The organism is Rhizobium sp. BR 315, assembly GCF_050577975.1.
GTDB classification, from domain to species: Bacteria; Pseudomonadota; Alphaproteobacteria; order Rhizobiales; family Rhizobiaceae; genus Rhizobium; species Rhizobium miluonense.
Genome location: NZ_JARWKZ010000004.1, coordinates 1 through 19,151, shown reverse-complemented (window position 1 = coordinate 19,151; position 19,151 = coordinate 1). Strand labels below are relative to the sequence as shown.

Sequence of the window (19,151 nt, the reverse complement as noted above, 5' to 3'; positions counted from 1 at the left end):
AAGGCGAGCCCCGCCGTGGATTGGTTTGTGGCTGAGAGCAGCCTAGGTCTGCGATTCCGCCGGTACGGAGGTCGTCACCTCTTCCTCCGGAATATCGTCGAAGGATGCGTAATTGAGGTTGTAAAGCTTCGAATAGAGCTTGCCGTTGGCCATCAGCTGGTTGTGGTTGCCGCTTTCGAGAAGCTGGCCGTTTTGCAACACGATGATGCGATCGGCTTCGCGGATGGTGGCCAGACGGTGTGCAATGACAAGGCCCGTGCGGCCTTCCAGCAGCTTCACCAGCGCCTTCTGGATCAGCATTTCGGTGTAGCTGTCGATATTCGCGGTCGCTTCGTCGAGCACGAGGATCTTGGCATCGGCGACAAGTGCGCGGGCGAAGCTGACGAGCTGGCGCTGCCCGAGTGAAAGGCCGCCGCCGCGTTCGCCGAGAACGGTGTCGTAGCCATCAGGCAGCTTCATGATGAACTCATGCGCGCCGACCGCCTTGGCGGCCTCGATGACTTCCTCGCGCGTCGCCTCTTCCTTGTTGTAGCGAATGTTTTCCAGCACCGAGCCAGTGAAGAGGAATGGTTCCTGCAGCACCATGGCGATCTGTCGGCCGAGCGAATCCTGGGTGAGGGACCGCACATCATGGCCGCCGACCAGCACCTGGCCCTGCTGCACGTCGTAGAAGCGATGGATGAGCGCCATGGAGCTGGACTTGCCCGAACCGGTCGGGCCGATCAGCGCCACGGTCTCCCCGGGATTGACCTTGAAGCTGACATTCTTCAGCACCGGATGCTTGGGATTGTAGCCGAAGACGACATCGCGGAACTCGACGGAGCCATCCATATCGCGCGAAAGCTCCTTGGCGTCGGGCGCATCCTTGATGTCGATCGGAACATCCAGCACCTCCGTCAAGCGCTGGCCCGAAGCCATGGCGCGCTGCATGACCGAATACTGCATGGTCAGGGAACGGATCGGATCGAAGAAGCGCTGAATGTAAAACAGGAAGGCGACCATGATGCCGACATCGAGCTTGTGGTTCAGAACCATCGAGCCGCCGACGATGATGACGATCGCCATCGCCATGCCGGTCAGGGTATCGACGATTGGGACCATGACCTGGGCATAGCGTGCCGCGGTCAGATGCGATTGCAGATTGGCATGCGCCTTGTCGTCGAAAAGAGCAAAATTGACGTCTTGCCGATGCATGCCCTGGACTGCGCGCACGCCGTGGATCGCTTCCGCCAGCGCGCCATTGGTGACGGAATTCGTCTCATGCGCGTTCATAAAGGCGACACGCGCCTTCGGCAGCCAGAACAGCCGGACGATGAAGAGGATCGGCATGACGGAAAGCGTCAGCAGGCCGAGCCGGAAATCGAGCGACAGCATGACGACGACGATGCCGAAGAGCAGGGCAATGTCGCCGACAGAAAGCACAGACGTTTCAAGGAATTCCTGCATGGAGTTGACGTCGCCTTGCAGGCGAGACATCAACCGGCCGACTTCCGTCTTGTCCATGAAGGAGAGCGAGACGCGCTGCAGATGCGCGAACATCGCCCGGCGTATGTCGAACAACACTTCTTCGGCGACCTGGCCAACATAGGTCTCCTGCACGTAGCTTGCGCCGTAATTGACGAGGATCGCCGCCGAGAAGATCGCCAATGAAACCCAGAGTGCCGAATAATCGATGGCGCCAGGCGCCATGGCATTGTCGATCGCGTGACGGATGACTAGCGGAATGACGATCTGCGACGCCGTGAACAGCAGTACCGCAACCACGGAAATATAGACCTGGCTGCGATAGGGGCTGACGAAGGCCCAGATGCGGCGAATGATCTTGCTGTCGAAGACCTTGCCGAAGATTTCCTCTTCGACGCGATGCGAACCGACTACAGCACGGGGAGGGCGACGCCCATCCTCGCGCACATCGTTGCGCTCGGTTTCAGTAATTTCCGACATCGTCAGACCTCCCTTTTCGCTCTTTCGAGCCTGCCGCCGGATGTCTTGCCGACATCGTCCTCCGGGCGAACCTGCAGATCGTAAAGCGTCTTGTACCGCCCTCCAGCGGCCAAAAGCTGCTCATGGGTTCCACGCTCGACGATCTCGCCATCCTCGATGAACAGGATCTGGTCGGCATGCATCAGCGAACTCAGCCGGTGGGCGACGATCAGCGTCACCCGGTCTCGGGCAAAGCGCTTCATGGCGCTGCGGATGCGCTGCTCCGTCGCCGCGTCGATCGCGGCGGTGGAATCGTCGAAGACCATGACGGCCGGCTTCAGCATCAGCGTCCGCGCGATCGTCATGCGCTGACGCTGGCCGCCGGACAGCGACACGCCGCGCTCACCGACGACCGTTGTGTAGCCAGCCGGCAGGCCAAGAATGTAATTGTGCAGCTGCGCCGACTCGGCGGCGCGTTCGATGCGGGTTTCTTTCGCCCAGGGGTCACCATAGGCGATGTTGTTCTCGATGCTCGTCGTGAACAGGAAGGAGTCCTGCTGCACGACGGCAACGTTCTGCCGCAGCGATTGCAGCGTCGCCTTGCGGATATCCTGGCCGTCGATGGTCACGCGGCCACCCGTGACGTCATAGAAGCGCGGGATGAGATGAGCGATGGTGGACTTGCCGCTGCCGGGTGGTCCGACGATGCCGATCGTTTCGCCGCGTCTTGCCTCGAAAGAGATATTGGTCAGCACCGGCCGCTTTTCCGGTCCGGGATAGCTGAAGCCGACATTCTCGAAGCGCAGCGTACCTTCGGTCACGACAAGCGGCTTGGCGTCCGGAGCGTCCTTGATCGGAATATCGAGATCGAGCAGGGCAAACAGGCGCGAGCCGCAGGTCGAGGCGCGTGCGAAGGCATTGACCATCAGCCCGAGCTGACGGACCGGCATCTGCAGGATGGTCATGAAGGTGAGGAAGGAGGCGAGGATACCGACGCTGATCTCACCCGCGATCACCTTGAGGCCGCCCATCCAGAGCACGAGGCCCATGGCGATGAAAAAGGAAAGGTTCATCGCGCTGGTATTGATGACGCGGATACCCACGCGCCGATGAGCCAGCGCCAGCGCGCTTTGCGAGGCGCGATCGAATTTCATGATCTCGTGCACCTGCGCGGCGAAGGCGCGAACGACACGGATGCCGCCGAGATTTTCCTCCATCACGCGCGTCAGCACCGAAAGGCGCTCCTGCAGGTCGAGCCAGGTCGCGCGGAGCCGCAACTGCGTCACGGAAGAACGCCATGCCACGAACGGCACGAAGCTCAGGGCGAGGAGGCCAAGCACCACATCCGTCGACAGCAGCATGTATGCACCGACGCCGATCAGCATGGTCAACAGCAACATGCGTACCAGCGCAGTGGAGAAATACATGCGCACGCCTTCCAGATCGAGCAGGCCGACGGTGATGAGATCGCCGGAATGCACCTTGTCGTGAAAGCTGAAAGAGAGCTGCTGGATCTTTTCGTAGCAGGCGAGCCTGAGTTCGTAGCCCATGTGATGGCCGACGGACTCGCTGTAATAGTTCTGCACCATCGTGAACAGGCCGCGCAGGATGCTGATGACAAGCAGCAGCAGGGCCGTCGTCAACAAAGCACTCTCGGCGATCTGGCCCGCCGCGCCGCCGGCGACCGCCGTCTGCGTCTGGTCGACCGCGCGCCCAAGCATGCGCGGGATCATCAACTGCAACGTTGCAGCCACAAAAGTTGCCCCAATGGCGAAGCTGGTCTGCCAGGGATGGCGCAGCGTCATATGGGTGATCCGTACGATCGTTGAGAGACCTTGCCCCCAACCGGCCGCATTGACATGCGCGCGCGAAGCCAAAGACTTCGCCGCGCTTCTTGATGAATCGCTGCTCACGCTCTTATCCAGGTAATTTCAAACGAGGCGGGCCCGGTGTCGGGTTCGTATCTCAGGAGAAGTATTGATACTATGAATTTTGCCGATTCCGTGGCGACGTTCAAGAGTCAATCGGTCACAAGTCCCACGCGAATGTTAGATTGCGTGTTCGAAAAATTATCGAGGAGGTGTCGGCATCGAAACCGGTTCGACGTCCTTCGGGCACCAGCGAAAACAAGGAGGACATCATGCGCAAGGTCATAGCAGCCACATTCGTCAGCCTCGACGGCGTCATGCAAGCACCAGGCGGCCCGCAGGAGGATCCGACAGGCGGTTTCGAGCATGGCGGGTGGACATTCCACTATTTTGATGAAGCGACGGGCAAAGCGCTCTTCGAGGTCTTCGAAAAGCCGTTCGACTTGCTGCTGGGGCGGAAGACATACGACATATTCGCGGCGCATTGGCCCTATGCCGGTGACGACGATCCGATCGCCAAGCAGTTCAACAGCATCACCAAGTACGTCGCCACGCGCGGAAACGGCAAGTTCGACTGGAACAACAGCCGTTCGCTCGGAAGCGATGTCGTTGCCGCGATCAAGGAGCTGAAGGCGGGCGAGGGGCCGGATCTCCTCATCCAGGGCAGCAGCAATCTTATCCAAACCCTGCTTCGCAACGGGCTGATCGACGAATTCAACCTGCTGACCTTTCCGCTCGTGTTGGGCACCGGCAAGAAGCTCTTCGGCGATGGAGCGGTGCCTGCCGCGATGAGGCTCCTGCGCGTTCAGACCTCTCCAACCGGTGTGATCATGGCGACCTATCAGCCGGATGGCCCAGTCAAGACGGGGTCCTTCGCTTTGCCTGACCCATCTGACGAGGAGATCGAGCGGCGCAATCGGCTGCAATAGCCGCGGGGGAGAGCTCGAAGAGGCGTCTCCGCTCGAGACTAGGCTTCCTGCTCCCGATTGCCGCGGAATTCGCGGAGGCATTTTATAACTTCGCGGAGCCCCTTCGTCAGATGCTTGTCGCGGCGTAGCACCATGCCGAGCTGACGCGCAAGTCGCGGCCTGACAGGCGATGTCGCCAAATCATCCAGATTTCCGCTCTTCAAGGCCATGGCCGGCAACAGCGACCAGCCAAGGCCGGCGGCGACGAGTTCCTTGATGGCTTCGACGCTGCCAAATTCCATGGATGGTTCCGGCCGGATCCCTGCATTGATGAACCATTCATTGGTCATGCGTCGCGTATTGCCGCCCTCGTAAAGCATCAGCGTCTTGTCTCTCATGAACTCCGCATCCGGACCGCCTGATGGTATCGAGCTGTCCTTTGGCGCCACGGCGAGAATCTCGTCGTCATGGAACGGTTCGATCTCCAGCGAGCGGCCGGAGGCGGGCAGGGTGACGACCGCCAGATCCAACCTGTTCGCTTCGATATCGCGCAGCATGTCGTCGGTATTTCCGATGCGCACGATGATCTCGAGTTCCGGCATTCGTTTCTTTGCCGCGGCAATCGCACGAGGCAGCAGATGGATCGACGCGGTACCGCCAGTGCCGATCCGCACGCGTCCGGCCGATCCTTCGCGATAGGGCGTCATCACCTCTTCCGCCATCGCGCAGTCATCGAGTATCCGGCGAGCATGTGGAAGCAACTCGATCCCGGCAGGGGACGGTTGCGCCCGCCGCCCCACGCGCTCGATCAGCCGCACGCCGAGGCGCCGCTCCAGAAGCTTTACCTGCAGGCTGATGGCAGGTTGCGTCAGGCCGATCTTGTCGGCTGCCGCGGTGAAACTACCGAGATCGACGACGCTGACGAAAGCGGCCAGCTGATCCAGACTGAGCATCAGAAGAATTCCTTATAGGACGTATTAAGATCATAAGCTTCCTTCGCAGTGAGCGCTAGCGCATCCTTGAGCCATGTCCGATGTGGCGGGCTTAGAGCAATTCCAGGAACGTGCGCAGCGGTTTTCCGTCCGGAATTGAGTAAAAACAATAAGTTATAGCGGTTCTCAGATTCCGTGAAGAACTAAACCGCTCCAGGAGTACGCAAATGGCAATTGATACGGAAAGATTGACGGTGGCGGTGCCTGGTGCTGGTCGGGGCAGGCACAGATCGGGATTTCTACGTCTCGCATTCGCGATCCTCTGGTCTTACTACGAAAAACGGAATACTCGGCGCGATCTGCTCGATCTGACCGACGACCAGCTTCGGGACATTGGCGTGACACGCCGGGAAGCGCACGCGGAAGTCAGCAAGTCATGGTTCTGGAGCTGAAAGCTTAAGGTGCTGAGCTAATGGCCGGGTGCCTTGGATAGCAGCGTGGCGGGGTAGGGACTCCCGGTAAATTTCGGCGAGGCCGCCTGGCCCTGGCGAGCCGATGTCAAAAAGAGCAGTGGGTTCTTTCCACCCCACCTCTTTTTAATGGCATCGTTCTTCTTTCCGCCATAGATTTGACTAATCCATCTCCATCGAAAACCCGCTGCCGCTTGGCATCGTCCGGCCACCGCTCCCTCCAGAATTTCAATCAAAGAGACCGCGAAAATTCATGCTCAAGACAACATCCTTGCTCCTTGCCTCAGCCATTTCGACCATATCCTTTTTTGGCATCGTTTCGACGGCATCAGCAGGGCAGGCTAGCTATCTGGTGGATGCGCATAGCGGCCAGGTGCTTGAGGCATCGAACCAGGACGAGCTGAACTATCCGGCGTCGCTCACGAAGATGATGACGCTCTATCTCGCCTTCGAAGCTTTGCACGAGGGACGCCTGAAATGGGATCAGAAACTGACTATGTCGGAGAATGCCGAGAGCAAGGAACCCTTCAAATTCGCGATCGGTGCCGGCCGCAAGGTGACGGTGCGCGAAGCCGTCGAAGGCATCGTCGTCCTGTCGGCCAATGATGCGGCTGTTGCCGTCAGTGAGCAGCTCGGCGGCTCCGAGGAGAACTTCGGCAAGACGATGACCGCAAAGGCGCATCAGCTCGGCATGAGCAGGACGGTTTTCAAGAATGCCTCCGGCCTGCCGGATCCGGAGCAAGTGACGACTGCCCATGACATGGCGACGCTCGGCGTCGCGCTGATGCGGGACTTTCCGGAGGAGTTCAAGCTCTTCTCGCTGCGCGGCATGAAGTTCCGCGGCATGAAACTGCGCGGACATAATAATCTGATGTATCGCTATGCTGGCGCCGATGGCATCAAGACCGGCTATACCGATGCTTCCGGCTACAATCTCGTCACATCGGCCTCGAAGAACGGCCGCCGCGTCGTCGGCGTTGTCATGGGCGAAAAGACCGCCCAGATTCGCGACGACAAGATGGCGAGCCTCCTGGATACCTATCTGGCTCCGGCAGCAAAGACCGCCACGGTATCGACCGGCGCTCCCAAGCAAACCTTGGCGAACTGATCGTTAGGTCTGCAGCGGAAGCACGAGGCTCATTTCCGACGTTTGGCTTCGACCATAAGAGGGCACTTCATCCTTGGAAATAGAATGTACCATTCTACAAATAAATATCAGATAAGATAGATTATGGAACTATCCCAAGCGCCACCATCCCGCAACCCCCATGACTTTCCGCTGTCATTCCAGATAGTTGGCGAGGTTGTCCAGCGTCGACGTCAGACCCTCGTCATGATCTTCCTTGCTGATGCCGTACGGCACGTCCTCGCAAATTATGGTGACCTTTGTGCCTGATGGCACTTCCGTCAGCGACCATGTCATGACCATCGTTCCGCCGAAAGCTGCGTCGTCGGATTCGAAATCCACCGCTTGAACGATACGTTCGTCGGGAACGATTTCCAGGAACCGGCCGGAAACGATATCCGTATGCTCGGACGATTTTCCGGGTGTTGAATGGTCCGGTGCGTTGTAGGTCAGCGCCAGTCGATAGCTGCCGCCTTGGCGTGGCTCAAAGGCAAGGATACGGCCCGTCATGCCCTTGGGCGGAAGCCAGGAAATCAATGCCTCCGGATCGACGAAGGCTACGAAGATTGCCTGCGGCTTTGCGCGGATCACTCTGGACGCCGTATCGGTCCGTCTCGACCCAGAAGTTCTGCTCATCGCATCCTCCTTTGTAGCGTCCCACGACAATCCAAAGGATGCAGCCGGCGCCGATTGCCGTCTTCAGCTTGCCTTGATGCGGATCACCTTTGCCGCGATCTTTTCCGCCAGCAGCGTCGGATTGCAGGCAAAAATGCTGTCCGGCCGTCCGGCGGCGCACCAGACCTTATCGTAAGCCAGAAGGCTTTCATCGATAAAGACCGGCAGCTCGACGAGATGGCCGATCGGGCCGACGCCGCCAATCGCAAAGCCGGTTTCATCGCGCACGCGGTCGATATCTGCGCGTTTCAGGCGGATTCCATAGGTCGCCGCAATATAGGCCGTATCGGCATTGTGCGCGCCGGAGACGAGAAGCAGCGTTAGTTGGTAAGTATCGGCATTGACGAAGACCAGCGACTTGACGATCTGGCCGACGACGCATCCGGCCGCTTTGGCGGCCTCTTCCGCCGTCCGCGTCGATTGCTCCATGCGCTTGATCGAGATGTCGAGACCCATATTGCGCGCCGCAAGTTCGACGCGTTCCAGGCTCGAAAGCTTCCTGCTGTCTTCGCTCATAGATCGTCATCCTCCACGTCGAGCTCGATCTGCATCTGATCATAGGCCGGCTCGACATGATCGGGCGTCTCCGCCAGCACGGTTTCATAATCGAGCGGCGTGTGCATATGGGTCAAGATGGCATGCTTCGGCTTCAACCGTTCGATCCAGCCGAGCGATTGCTCCAGAGACAGGTGGCTGGGATGCGGCCGATATTGCAAAGCGTCGATGATCAGGACGTCAAGATTTTCAACTCTTTCAATCGATTCCGGCGGGAAGTCGCTGATATCGCTGCAATAAGCGAGTTTGCCGATGCGGAAGCCGAGCGAATGGATATCGCCATGGACCTGCTTGTGCGGCCAGAAGCGGATCGGCCCGCCTGCCCCGTCGACGGTGAAACTTTCTTGCATGCTTTCTATCAGCACCGGCCGGACGATCGGCGGATAGCTGCTTCCCGGCGGCGTTTCCAGGCAGTAGCGGAAGCCTTCGCGGATGCGCTCCATGGTCTGCGGGTCGGCATAGATCGGGATGCGCTCATTCGATATGTGGAAATAACCGCGCAGGTCGTCGATGCCGTGAATATGGTCGGCATGCGCATGGGTATAGAGTACGGCGTCGATCGAGCTGACGCCGGCATGGATCATTTGTTCGCGAAAATCCGGCCCCGTATCGACCACGACGGTGGTGATGCCGCCGTTCGGCGCGATCTGCTCGATTAGGAAAGCCGCGCGCGTGCGGCGGTTCTTCGCATTCCTGGGATCGCAGGCACCCCAATCGCCGGTGATGCGCGGCACGCCTGGCGACGAGGAACAGCCCAATATGGTGAAGCGCCGCCGATGTGTCACGCCGTCAGACCCTTGTCATCTTGGAGAAGCAGCGGAAGGCATTGGCTGTGGTGATCTCCGCGATCTCCGCCATGGTGACACCGATCGTATCGGCCAGCACCTCCGCGGTATTGACGACGTAGGACGGTTCATTGCGCTTGCCGCGCCAGCGCTTCGGCGCCAGATATGGCGCATCCGTCTCGACCAGCAGCCGATCATGCGGGATCGTTTTGGCGATGTCGCGCAGTTCCTCCGACTTCGGGAAGGTCAGGATGCCGGAAAAGGAGATATAGCCGCCCAGTTCCACGCCCGTACGGGCAAGGGCAGGGCCGGCGGAAAAGCAATGGAGGATGAAGGGGAAAGCCCCCTTCCCTGTTTCTTCCGTGAGGATCGCGGCCATGTCCTCGTCGGCGCTGCGGCTATGGATGACCAGCGGCAGCCTCGTTTCGCGCGCGGCTGCGATATGGCGCAGGAAGCCGGTCTTCTGGTCCACGGGATTGACTGTATCGTAGAAGTAATCGAGACCCGCCTCGCCGATCGCGACGATTTTCTCGTGCTGATTTGCCAGCCGCACGAGATCCTCGGTCTGGATGTCCAGCTCCTGATCAGCGCTGTTCGGATGCGTGCCGACCGAGCAGAAAACCGACGGATAGCGCTCGGTAAGCGCAAGCAATCCATCGAGATTCCTGACCTTGGTCGAGATGGTGACCATCTGCTTGACGCCAACTTCGTGGGCGCGCGCGACGATCGCGTCGCGCTCCTCTTCAAAATCGGCAAAATCCAGATGGCAATGCGTGTCGATCAGCATGGAAAACCTTATTCGGCAGTCGGTGCGACATAGCGTGGGAAGACCGGCTTCGGTGCTTCCAGCGGCGTTCCGGCAACGAGGCGACCTGCTTCGCCGAGCGCCGCGAAATCGCGCTTGTCGGCGGGGATGGCGATGAGATCCAGTAGCTTCGCCGAGGATTCCGGCATGAAAGGCTGCAGCAGAATGCCAATCTGGCGCACGACATCGGCCGTCACATAGAGCACGGTCGCCATGCGAGCCGGGTCGGTCTTCTTCAGCGCCCAGGGCTCCTGGCTTGCGAAATAGCGGTCGGTCTCGGAAACGACGGCGATGATCGAGGCCAAGGCGCGATGAATGAGCTGCTTGCCCATATCTTCACGGGTCGAGGCTAGCAGCGCATCGGCTTGCGCCAGAAGCGCCTTGTCCTCGTCGGTCAGCGGACCGCATTCGGGGATCTGGCCGTCGCAATTCTTGACGATCATCGACAGCGAGCGGCTGGCGAGATTGCCGATGCCGTTGGCGAGGTCGGAGTTGATGCGCGTGCCGATCGCTTCTTCGCTGTAGCTTCCGTCCTGGCCGAAAGAGACTTCGCGCAGGAAGAAGTAGCGCACCTGGTCGAGACCAAAGTGGTTCACGAGATTGACCGGATCGACGACGTTGCCGAGCGACTTCGACATCTTCTCGCCCTTGTTGAGCAGGAAGCCGTGGGCATAGACGCGCTTCGGCAGCGGCAGCTTCGCCGACATCAGGAAGGCCGGCCAATAGACGGCGTGGAAGCGGATGATGTCCTTACCGATGATGTGCACGTCAGCCGGCCAGTATTTCGCAAGCGGATTGTTGCGGTCCTCGATATAGCCGGTCGCCGTGATGTAGTTCGTCAACGCGTCGACCCAGACATACATGACGTGAGCCGGATCGTTCGGCACCTTGATGCCCCAGTCGAACGTCGTACGCGAGATCGACAGATCCTTCAGACCCGACTTGACGAAGGAGATCACTTCGTTGCGGCGTTCGGCCGGGCCGATGAAATCCGGGTTCTCCTCGTAGTGCTTCAGCAAGCGGTCCTGGTATTCCGAGAGCTTGAAGAAATAGCTTTCCTCCTGCACCCATTCGACCGGCGTGCCCTGAGGTCCATAGCGCACGCCGTCGGCGCGCAGCTCGGTTTCGTTTTCCTGGTAATAGGCTTCGTCGCGCACGGAATACCAGCCGGCATAGGAATCCTTGTAGATGTCGCCGGCATCGGCCATCAGGTTCCATATGTTCTGCGAGGTTTCGTGATGACGCGGCTGGGTCGTGCGGATGAAGTCGTCGTTGGACGCGTTCAGCAGCTTGCCCATAGCTTGAAATTCGTCGGAGTTGCGGTTGGCGAGCTCTTGTGGGGTCATTCCCTCGGCGCGCGCTGTCTGCTGCATCTTCTGGCCATGTTCGTCCGTACCCGTCAGGAAGAAGACATCGAGCCCATCCAGACGCTGGAAACGCGCCATGGCATCGGTGGCAATCAGCTCGTAGGCATGGCCGATATGCGGCTTGCCGTTGGGATAGGCGATTGCGGTGGTGATGTAGAACGGGGTCTTTTCGGTCATATCGGGCAAGGGTCCGTTTTTTACGGTTGCGTCTTTGTGATGCGTGCTCCGCTCGCTTTAGCGCATGTTTGCCGGGAGCGAAACACCAAGTTTGGCGGGTGCAACATTCCGATGTCGGGAAGCGGGCGTTGCTTGACTCACTCTCGCCTCACCTTTACCCCTTCGAAAGATCGGAATGCGGGACAGGGATGGCCGTGAATTTGAAAGAATTTTTTATAAGCCTGTCCGACGGCTTCGAGGGGCCGTTACTTTGAGTTTGTTCGGTTCCTATCAGCCGCTTTATTCCTTTTCCGGCTTCTTTGTCGGCATGCTGGTCGGCATTACCGGCGTTGGCGGCGGCTCGCTGATGACGCCTTTGCTGGTGCTGCTGTTCGGCGTGCATCCGGCGACCGCGGTCGGCACCGACCTGCTCTATGCCGCGATCACCAAGACAGCGGGAACTGCCGTCCATGGCATGCACGGACGCGTCAACTGGAGAGTGGTCGGGCTGCTGGCCTCCGGCAGCGTGCCGGCGGCATTGGTGATGCTCTGGATCATGGCGGGCGTCAATCGCGAAAGCCCGGCGGTCGCCCATACCATCACCTTCTCCCTTGGCTGTCTTCTGCTGCTGACGGCGCTCATGCTGATCTTCCGCGGGCAGATCCTCGAGGCCATACGGAAATGGCGGGGTGAACGCGGCAAGCTGGCACCGCGCACTATCGCCGTGATGACTGTTATTCTTGGACTTGTGCTCGGCACTCTCGTGACCATGACCTCGGTCGGAGCCGGTGCGCTCGGCGTCACGGTGCTGCTCGTTCTTTATCCGCAAACGGATGTCCGCGAGATCGTCGGCTCGGATATAGTCCACGCTGTGCCGCTGACCCTGATCGGCGGCATGGGCTACTGGTTCATCGGCGAGATCAAATGGTCGATGTTGTTTGCTCTGCTTGTGGGATCCATTCCCGGCATCGTCGCCGGCAGCCTGCTGGCGCCGCGCCTGCATGAGCGGTCCGTGCGCCTCATCCTTGCCGTTACGCTCACTGTCGTCGCCTGGAAGCTGATTCTTCCCTGATCCAACCCTAGGAAATTGGCATTGTGGCTACTGCTCGGACCTGCGTAGTCGATCTATGCTGAAAGCTGTTGCTTGAGTTCGCCGAGAATGGTGATGAGCGTCTGCTTGCGATCGAGATTGTAGGCTTGCGATATATTGAGGCGCTCGGTGGTCTCCGAGTGGAGACGGGCCAGCCTTTCGGCCGTGGCAATGGATCCGCCAAGCGCTGCCGCCCTTGCACGCTCGATGATATCGTCGCCGATATGCGACAGAAAGAAACCGAAGATGGTATCGCTGTCCTTGCTGGAAAGCGCGTCGGCTAGGCGGTGCATCGCCTTGCGTGCGGCAGGCCCATCCGCCGAAAGCACCTGCCGATAGGCGTCGATGATTTCACCGCCGCCATAGTTCAGAAGTTTGAGCGCCTCGCTGACGCTGCCCTTTGCTGCCGGAAGCAGTTCGCTCCCCTGCCCGGCAGGCACGCCTAGATTTTCGAGCGCCATGTGCAAGGCCTCGTCTCCGAGCGGCGCGAGCTTCAAAGGCAGGCACCGCGAGCGGATCGTCGGCAACAGTCGGCCCGGTGCATGCGACAGGACGAGGAACAGAGCACGTTTCGGCGGTTCCTCGAGAATTTTCAGGATGGCATTGGCGGCGTTGCGGTTGAGATCGTCAGCCGGATCGATGATGACGATGCGCCAATTGCCGGTCCCCGAGGTCTGCGAAAAGAACTTTCCGGCACGACGCACTTCGTCGACGGTAATCGCAGACTTCACCTTGCCGGTCTTGTCGTCGACGGGACGGGACAGATGCAGCAGATTGTGGGATGCCCCGCTGGAAATCTGCCGACTGGTGGCGGATGCCAGGTCTGGATCCGGCATGATCTTGGGCGCAGACGATGGATCCGGGTGCGAAAGGACGTAATTGGCGAAACGAAAGGCGAGCGTCGCCTTGCCGATTCCTTCCGGCCCTTCGATCAGAACAGCATGATGGCCCTTGCCGGAGCGATAGGACTGGGCGAGGAAGGCTTCCGCCTCCTCATGGCCGAAGAGCCTGGGATTATCCTGCGGCGGAATTGCGCCGTCGAGAACGCCGGGTCGTTCCTCGCTCATTGCGCCGCTTCCGGTGTCTCGGTAGCAATATTTGCTGAAGGCCCGAGCCGCTGGTCGACGATCCCAGCGATTTCGCCGGCAATCTCATCTTCCGAGCGTTGCGCGTCGATGACGTGACAGCGTCCCGGTTCGCGCGCGGCGATATCGAGAAAGGCCTCCCGGCGCTTCTCGTGGGTCTGCATCTCTTCTTTCTCGAAACGATCCGGTACGGCGACGGCAGAGGCGCGCTTGCGCGCCCGTTCAAGCCCGACCTCGGCGGGAATGTCTAGAATGAGTGTGCAATCGGGGATGACGCCGTTGACGGCAACCCTTTGCAGAGCCTCGATGTAGTCGGGCTCGAGGTTGCCGGTCACGCCCTGGTAGACACGCGACGAATCCATGAAACGATCGCAAAGGACGATGATGCCGCGCGCCAGCGCCGGACGAATGACTTCCTCGACATGGTCATTGCGCGCAGCGGCGAATAGAATGGCCTCCATCCGCGTGCCGAATACCTCCGCAGCTCCAGAAAGCAGTACGTGGCGGACAGCTTCGGCACCAGGGGATCCGCCCGGCTCGCGTGTCACCAGCACGTCATGGCCGCGGGCCCGCAAGCGTTCAGCCAGCCGGCGGATCTGCGTGGATTTGCCGGCCCCTTCCCCGCCTTCGAAGCTTACGAATAATCCGTTTGCATCAGCCAATGATCATGTCCTGCACTTGTCGCCTGCCTGCGGTTTGGCAAGCGATACCTATCCTGTTTAACCCAAGATATGCCGGCGTGGAACCGTGCATATATCGGCGCATCATATTCTATATGGGGTGTAAACAGGGATTTCGCGAGCCGCGCGTTCTCTCAGCTCGGCAAGGGTTTGTCCCAGAGCCAGGAGAACAAGAGGGATTCGGTCAATTCCATGAAGGCGTCGAGGGCGCGACGGCCGAGCGTGCCTTGAGCGACCGATTCCTTTGTATAAAGTGGCAGCTCGCGAACCAGACGAGCACCCAGGAATACGCGAAGCGTGCCGGCCGCATAACCTTCGGCCACGGGCGCCGTCAGCGGCCAGCGATAGACGATTCGTGCCGACAGTCGGTCGGGAGTATCGGCGGGAACATAGACATCGACCGGGGTCTTGGCCAGCAATCCCACCGTGGATCGCGCGCCGCCATAGACGCTGGCATCGCCGATCACCTCGCCTGCAGCGAAAATTCGCTGGCTCTTGAAGTTGCTGAGACCCCATTCAAGCACGCGCCGCGTTTCCTCGGTCCGGTCCTTGTCGCTCTTCAGGCCGCCGAGTGCCAGAAACAGCCGGCGTCCGTCGCGCTCCACGGAAGCGACGATCGAAAACCCCTCGCCGTCGGCAAAGCCCAGCCCAAGGCCATCAATGCCGATATTGAGGAGGAGCAAGGGATTCTTGTTGCGCTGATAAATCTTGTTCCAGGTGAAATCCGCCTGGCCGAAATATTTGTAAAGATCCTGATGCTTCTGCTGCAGGTCTTGCGCCAGGGTCACCAGCTCCCGCATCGAAACCTTCCCGCCGCCGGTGGGATTCTCGGCATCAGGCAGGCCCGTGGAATTGGTAAAAGTAGCCCGCGCCATACCGATCTCGCGCGCTCGCGCCGTCATGCGTCGGGCAAATTCACGCTCGCTGACCGACATGCCCTCAGCCAGCACAATGCAGCCGTCATTGGCCTGCTGCACGGCGACCCCTTGGATCAGATCGCCGACTCGCACGCGCGACTTCAGCGCGGCAAACATCGTCGACGCGCGCGATGGTGCGCCGCCGGTGCGCCATGCGTTTTCAGAGACGGGATATTCCGTATCGAGCGAAATCTCCCCTCGCCCAACGGCATTGAAGACGACGTCCAGCGTCATGAGCTTGGCAAGCGAAGCGGGCGAGATCGGTTGATCCTCGCTTTTCGCCAGGAGGATGGTTCCTGTGGAGGCCTCGATCATGAATGCCTGCGCGGCTTTCGTCTCGAAAGTGCCCGGCGTGGCCGGCTGCGCTTCGGCGGCCACGTTGCCGATCCCGAGGAGAAAGAGGAGCAAAAGAATCAAGCGCTTTGGCATATCGTCCTCTCAATCCGAACACCGGCACGATTATTTTAGTGACGGGTTAAGATTCAGGCAATGACGCTGATCAGTCAGTCTGCGTCATGCCCTGGTGTTGGCGACGATATGCCGAGAGGATCGACTCCTGCGTCAGGCCATCGTTACGAACCATGACGGCATCGAAAGCCAGATCGACATAGACGGTCTTGACCGGAGTATTCTGATAGGCGGCGGCAGAGCCTAGCGATTGATCGCCATGGCTTGCCAGGCGATGCGTGAAATCCGGCCGCTCATAGGGGATCGGTCCGATCTGCGGCAGAACAATCATTCCAGGCGCAGCCGACTCGACAGCCGGCATAGCGCCGCCATTCCACATCATCGGAGGCGGGTTGTTGCTTTTGCCGCGGCTATAGCCGGCATCCGGCGTCGAACCGGAGAAAGCCGTGGCAGAATAGGGAGACTGGCGCGGAATGGGCGCAATCGCGGGCGTGGCTTCGAAGCTGCGCTGCTGACGGCTTGCCCGTAAGGGCGTGCTGGAGTCGGGCAATTGATCCGCAGTGATGCGGCCAGCCGAAGCAACCATCACGCCGCTAGCGATCTGGCCGCCCGGATTGATGCTGGGCAGGCGCGAGCCCTTCGGAATGTAGGAGGCCATCAGATAAGGATCGTCATGGCCGTCCATGCGGGCGCGGCCGACATATTGCACGCGCACGTCACCCGTGCCGCTGTGCTGCAGATCGAGCATCTGCGCCGTCTTGTTGGAAAGGTCGATGATGCGGCCGGGATGGTATGGGCCGCGATCGTTGACGCGCACGATGATGGAGGAGCCGGTTTCGACATTCGTGACGCGAGCATAGCTCGGGAGCGGGAACGTCGGATGCGCGGCAGTCAGCGACTGCTGATCGTACACTTCACCATTGGCGGTCAAACGGCCGTGAAAGGCGGATCCGTACCAGGAAGCGATACCGACCTTGCTATAGCCGAAATCTTCCTTGGGATAATACCACTTGCCCTTCACCTGGTAGGGATTGCCCACCATGAAGCGACCGCCGCCCTTCGGCACCGGGCCGTTGGCAACGACGCGCGGGCTGGCCTTCACGCCATATTCTTTTTCGGAGAAATATTCCTTGCCGTGCTGACGCTTGGTGGGCGCTTTCTGAGTTGTTCCGCAGGCCGTGATGGTTGCGCACATCAGCGAGAGAGCAAACCAACGCATACCCGTTGCGTATGTCATCGCACGATTTTCGAATTTCATCTGTCCCACGCCGCTACTCACTACTCTGACGGAGGTCTGCTGTAACCGGTACATCCCTCTTTCCGGTATCCTGCTACGCCTCAACCACCTAACGGTACTTTAATCATGATTGTAGTTTGGCGATTTTGCGATGCAAATTGAGCGCACAGCAGAAATTCTGAAGATCGTGGTTAATGAATAGTAATGTGCCAACCATCTCCCGCGTTGCCTAGAATAGCACTAGCTGCCATCTTTCGATCGTCATCACGGGTCTCATGTCGGGACAGATAAGAACGAACTCTTGTCGTTGCCGGTATGCGGACGAACGGGAATCGAACAAGCGGTCAGCCCCTTGTATCAAGGCGCATCAGTATTTCATCTGATAGACATCCCAGCGCTTTGCCTGGTCGACGATCAGTGAGCCAGGGCACTTGCTACGTGCCGGAGTTTGTCCGGGTTGCGCGTGCAATAGATGGCAACCACCTTTTCCTGCTCGATATGCAGCGCGGTGGTCTGCACGACATTGCCGCCCTCCATCGTGAGAAAACCCGGCAAACCATCGATGAGGGCATAGCGGATCAGTTGCGAGGGCTGCACCTGGAAATCGCGCGCCATCTGCTCATGACGTCGCATGACGGCTTCAAGCCCGATAAGCGGCCTCCGCGAAGCCGGTACCTTGCCGCCGCCATCGGCATAGGCGACGACCTCTTCCGAGAGCATGGCGCGCAGCGCGGCCATATCGCCGGTCCTTGAGGCGGTGAAGAAGGCGGCGGCGAATTTGAGCCCCTGCTCCCGTCCGATCGCAAAGCGAGGGCGGGCATCGGCGATATGCGCTCTCGCCCGGCTCGCCAGCTTGCGGCAGGCAGCTGCCTCGCGATCGATCGCCAGCGCTACGTCCTCGAAATCCATGCCGAAGACGTCGTGCAGCAGGAAAGCCGCGCGCTCCAGCGGCGACAGGCGCTCCAGCGCCATCATCAGCGGCAGCGTTACGTCGTCGACAGCGTCATCGTCTTGCGGATCGAAAATCGGCTCGGGCAGCCAGGGGCCTACATAGGTTTCGCGCCGGCGTCGTGCCGATTTCAGCTCGTTCAGGCAAAGCCTCGTGACGATGGTTCGCAGGAACGCGGCTGGTTCGCGAACCGACGTATAATCGGTCGCAAGCCAACGCAGCCATGCCTCCTGCACGATATCTTCCGCATCCGCCACCGATCCGAGCATCCGGTAGGCAAGCCGGACAAGACGCGGGCGCATGTCTGAGAAGATCGGATCGGCAGTTTCTTCGGTCATGGGGTTGCAAGAGCAAATTGAGAAGGAGCGGCGATGGCTTCGCGGCCGCGAACGAATTGTAGCGTCGTCAGCGCGACGCGTCGCCCCAGATAACGCGCCGTGGCAAGATCGGATTCGGGCGGCGCGGTCTCCGGGCCTTCATCGGTATTCGCCTGGGCGCCGGCGCCAAGCCAGAAGCCAAGCCGGTTCATATCTTCTTCCGAGCCCGTTGACGAGCAGTTCGCCGGCGGCAGATCGAGGCCGACCCAGTGCATTCCGTGCTGTGCAGCGAAGATCGCCAGTTGGATAAGGGTAGAAAGCTTGTCACCGGATCGAGACCCCGACGTGGTGAAGCCGGCGGCGATCTTGTCCTTCCAGAGAAAGCCCTTGGCGAGGACGGCGCTCGACGTCATCTCCTGGAATGCTTTGAAGGACGCTGAGACCGCGCCCATATAGGTCGGCGAGCCAAAGATGATCGCCTCGGCTGCATGAAGATCGTCCCAATGCCGCTCGACTTTATCGATGGATAGCAGCATGGCCTCGACGCTCTCGACCTGCTCGACCCCTGCCCTGACGGCTTCGGCCTGGCGACCGGTGTGTCCATAACCCGTATGATAGACGATTGCGATGCGTTGGCGGATCATTGTTGTCTCCAATGAAAGAACACAAGGGGTAAAACACCTTCAAGTGGCGGCTTTTCCTTGGGTTCGGTTATGGTTTGATCGGCATTGGCGCCGATCGGCTAACTCTCTTCCTTCCGCTGGACAGCGTGTTGCCGTCCTGCGGTTCTCGAACCAATCTCCAATACGTGACCTAATGCGTTAGCTTCGGTCACAGAGTGACGTTCGGCTCCCGGCTTCCCATTCTCCTTGATGAGCGCAGCCCAGTCCTGCCGGGC

18 protein-coding genes are annotated in these 19,151 nt (G+C 59.8%); 4 read left to right on the top strand and 14 right to left on the bottom strand.

Translation table 11 applies throughout. The features are described from left to right. Positions 1 to 42 precede the first annotated feature (42 nt). Complete coding sequence (locus tag QD409_RS06145) at positions 43 to 1,944, bottom strand: ABC transporter ATP-binding protein (protein WP_430762095.1); 1,902 nt, start codon at positions 1,942 to 1,944, stop codon at positions 43 to 45. Between the two features lie 2 nt (positions 1,945 to 1,946). Continuing rightward, entirely contained in the window at positions 1,947 to 3,836 is a 1,890-nt protein-coding gene (locus tag QD409_RS06140) for an ABC transporter ATP-binding protein (RefSeq protein ID WP_430762094.1), read from the bottom strand. 227 nt (positions 3,837 to 4,063) lie between these two features. On the opposite strand from QD409_RS06140, the gene QD409_RS06135 reads away from it, so the two are divergent. Then, the gene (locus QD409_RS06135) at positions 4,064 to 4,720 is read left to right on the top strand and encodes a dihydrofolate reductase family protein (RefSeq protein ID WP_430762093.1); all 657 of its coding nucleotides are present in this window, start codon (positions 4,064 to 4,066) and stop codon (positions 4,718 to 4,720) included. Between the two features lie 38 nt (positions 4,721 to 4,758). On the opposite strand, the gene QD409_RS06130 is transcribed toward QD409_RS06135, so the two are convergent. Beyond that, positions 4,759 to 5,652 (bottom strand): LysR family transcriptional regulator, encoded by an 894-nt coding sequence (locus QD409_RS06130; RefSeq protein ID WP_430762092.1) that lies wholly within the window; start codon positions 5,650 to 5,652, stop codon positions 4,759 to 4,761. Positions 5,653 to 5,858: 206 nt separating this feature from the next. On the opposite strand from QD409_RS06130, the gene QD409_RS06125 reads away from it, so the two are divergent. Then, positions 5,859 to 6,083 (top strand): DUF1127 domain-containing protein, encoded by a 225-nt coding sequence (locus QD409_RS06125; protein WP_430762091.1) that lies wholly within the window; start codon positions 5,859 to 5,861, stop codon positions 6,081 to 6,083. Positions 6,084 to 6,354: 271 nt separating this feature from the next. Next, positions 6,355 to 7,209: a D-alanyl-D-alanine carboxypeptidase family protein gene (locus QD409_RS06120; RefSeq protein ID WP_430762090.1), complete on the top strand. Its 855-nt coding sequence runs from the start codon at positions 6,355 to 6,357 to the stop codon at positions 7,207 to 7,209. 174 nt (positions 7,210 to 7,383) lie between these two features. Here QD409_RS06120 and QD409_RS06115 read toward each other — a convergent pair whose 3' ends face one another. The 5 genes from QD409_RS06115 to metG all read right to left on the bottom strand — a co-directional run bounded on the left by QD409_RS06115 (position 7,384) and on the right by metG (position 11,591). Beyond that, positions 7,384 to 7,863, bottom strand: coding sequence for an SRPBCC family protein (locus QD409_RS06115; protein WP_430762089.1), 480 nt, complete (start codon positions 7,861 to 7,863; stop codon positions 7,384 to 7,386). Between the two features lie 63 nt (positions 7,864 to 7,926). Then, entirely contained in the window at positions 7,927 to 8,418 is a 492-nt protein-coding gene (locus tag QD409_RS06110) for a YbaK/EbsC family protein (RefSeq protein WP_092855277.1), read from the bottom strand. Then, entirely contained in the window at positions 8,415 to 9,242 is an 828-nt protein-coding gene (locus QD409_RS06105; RefSeq protein ID WP_430762088.1) for an MBL fold metallo-hydrolase, read from the bottom strand. Before QD409_RS06105 ends, QD409_RS06110 begins: the two co-directional genes overlap by 4 nt. A 4-nt stretch (positions 9,243 to 9,246) precedes the next feature. Then, positions 9,247 to 10,029 carry a TatD family hydrolase gene (locus QD409_RS06100; protein ID WP_092855280.1) on the bottom strand — a complete coding sequence of 261 codons (783 nt, stop codon included), beginning with the start codon at positions 10,027 to 10,029 and terminating at the stop codon, positions 9,247 to 9,249. Between the two features lie 8 nt (positions 10,030 to 10,037). Next, the gene (gene metG, locus QD409_RS06095; protein ID WP_092855281.1) at positions 10,038 to 11,591 is read right to left on the bottom strand and encodes a methionine--tRNA ligase; all 1,554 of its coding nucleotides are present in this window, start codon (positions 11,589 to 11,591) and stop codon (positions 10,038 to 10,040) included. A 250-nt stretch (positions 11,592 to 11,841) separates the two neighbouring features. Here metG and QD409_RS06090 point away from each other — a divergent pair, with 250 nt between their 5' ends. Further along, positions 11,842 to 12,642 carry a sulfite exporter TauE/SafE family protein gene (locus tag QD409_RS06090; RefSeq protein ID WP_092855283.1) on the top strand — a complete coding sequence of 267 codons (801 nt, stop codon included), beginning with the start codon at positions 11,842 to 11,844 and terminating at the stop codon, positions 12,640 to 12,642. Positions 12,643 to 12,695: 53 nt separating this feature from the next. Here QD409_RS06090 and QD409_RS06085 read toward each other — a convergent pair whose 3' ends face one another. The 6 genes from QD409_RS06085 to QD409_RS06060 all read right to left on the bottom strand — a co-directional run bounded on the left by QD409_RS06085 (position 12,696) and on the right by QD409_RS06060 (position 18,897). Continuing rightward, positions 12,696 to 13,727, bottom strand: coding sequence for a DNA polymerase III subunit delta' (locus QD409_RS06085; protein WP_092855285.1), 1,032 nt, complete (start codon positions 13,725 to 13,727; stop codon positions 12,696 to 12,698). Then, positions 13,724 to 14,407 carry a dTMP kinase gene (gene tmk, locus QD409_RS06080; RefSeq protein ID WP_092855287.1) on the bottom strand — a complete coding sequence of 228 codons (684 nt, stop codon included), beginning with the start codon at positions 14,405 to 14,407 and terminating at the stop codon, positions 13,724 to 13,726. The genes QD409_RS06085 and tmk overlap by 4 nt, the downstream gene beginning before the upstream one ends. A gap of 152 nt (positions 14,408 to 14,559) precedes the next feature. Then, entirely contained in the window at positions 14,560 to 15,771 is a 1,212-nt protein-coding gene (locus QD409_RS06075; RefSeq protein ID WP_092855289.1) for a D-alanyl-D-alanine carboxypeptidase family protein, read from the bottom strand. 70 nt (positions 15,772 to 15,841) lie between these two features. Then, positions 15,842 to 17,008, bottom strand: a complete 1,167-nt coding sequence (locus tag QD409_RS06070; protein WP_430762087.1) for a septal ring lytic transglycosylase RlpA family protein — start codon at positions 17,006 to 17,008, stop codon at positions 15,842 to 15,844. Between the two features lie 393 nt (positions 17,009 to 17,401). Continuing rightward, positions 17,402 to 18,274, bottom strand: coding sequence for a sigma-70 family RNA polymerase sigma factor (locus tag QD409_RS06065; RefSeq protein ID WP_092855293.1), 873 nt, complete (start codon positions 18,272 to 18,274; stop codon positions 17,402 to 17,404). After that, positions 18,271 to 18,897 (bottom strand): flavodoxin family protein, encoded by a 627-nt coding sequence (locus QD409_RS06060; protein ID WP_092855295.1) that lies wholly within the window; start codon positions 18,895 to 18,897, stop codon positions 18,271 to 18,273. Before QD409_RS06060 ends, QD409_RS06065 begins: the two co-directional genes overlap by 4 nt. Positions 18,898 to 19,151: the final 254 nt, after the last annotated feature.

Coding starts and splice junctions, on each gene's coding strand:
- QD409_RS06145 (WP_430762095.1), bottom strand. CDS start 1,944: ATGTCGGAAATTACTGAAACCGAGCGCAACGATGTGCGCGAGGATGGG.
- QD409_RS06060 (WP_092855295.1), bottom strand. CDS start 18,897: ATGATCCGCCAACGCATCGCAATCGTCTATCATACGGGTTATGGACAC.
- QD409_RS06135 (WP_430762093.1), top strand. CDS start 4,064: ATGCGCAAGGTCATAGCAGCCACATTCGTCAGCCTCGACGGCGTCATG.
- QD409_RS06065 (WP_092855293.1), bottom strand. CDS start 18,274: ATGACCGAAGAAACTGCCGATCCGATCTTCTCAGACATGCGCCCGCGT.
- QD409_RS06085 (WP_092855285.1), bottom strand. CDS start 13,727: ATGAGCGAGGAACGACCCGGCGTTCTCGACGGCGCAATTCCGCCGCAG.
- metG (WP_092855281.1), bottom strand. CDS start 11,591: ATGACCGAAAAGACCCCGTTCTACATCACCACCGCAATCGCCTATCCC.
- QD409_RS06075 (WP_092855289.1), bottom strand. CDS start 15,771: ATGCCAAAGCGCTTGATTCTTTTGCTCCTCTTTCTCCTCGGGATCGGC.
- QD409_RS06130 (WP_430762092.1), bottom strand. CDS start 5,652: ATGCTCAGTCTGGATCAGCTGGCCGCTTTCGTCAGCGTCGTCGATCTC.
- QD409_RS06070 (WP_430762087.1), bottom strand. CDS start 17,008: ATGAAATTCGAAAATCGTGCGATGACATACGCAACGGGTATGCGTTGG.
- QD409_RS06110 (WP_092855277.1), bottom strand. CDS start 8,418: ATGAGCGAAGACAGCAGGAAGCTTTCGAGCCTGGAACGCGTCGAACTT.
- QD409_RS06120 (WP_430762090.1), top strand. CDS start 6,355: ATGCTCAAGACAACATCCTTGCTCCTTGCCTCAGCCATTTCGACCATA.
- QD409_RS06100 (WP_092855280.1), bottom strand. CDS start 10,029: ATGCTGATCGACACGCATTGCCATCTGGATTTTGCCGATTTTGAAGAG.
- QD409_RS06115 (WP_430762089.1), bottom strand. CDS start 7,863: ATGAGCAGAACTTCTGGGTCGAGACGGACCGATACGGCGTCCAGAGTG.
- QD409_RS06125 (WP_430762091.1), top strand. CDS start 5,859: ATGGCAATTGATACGGAAAGATTGACGGTGGCGGTGCCTGGTGCTGGT.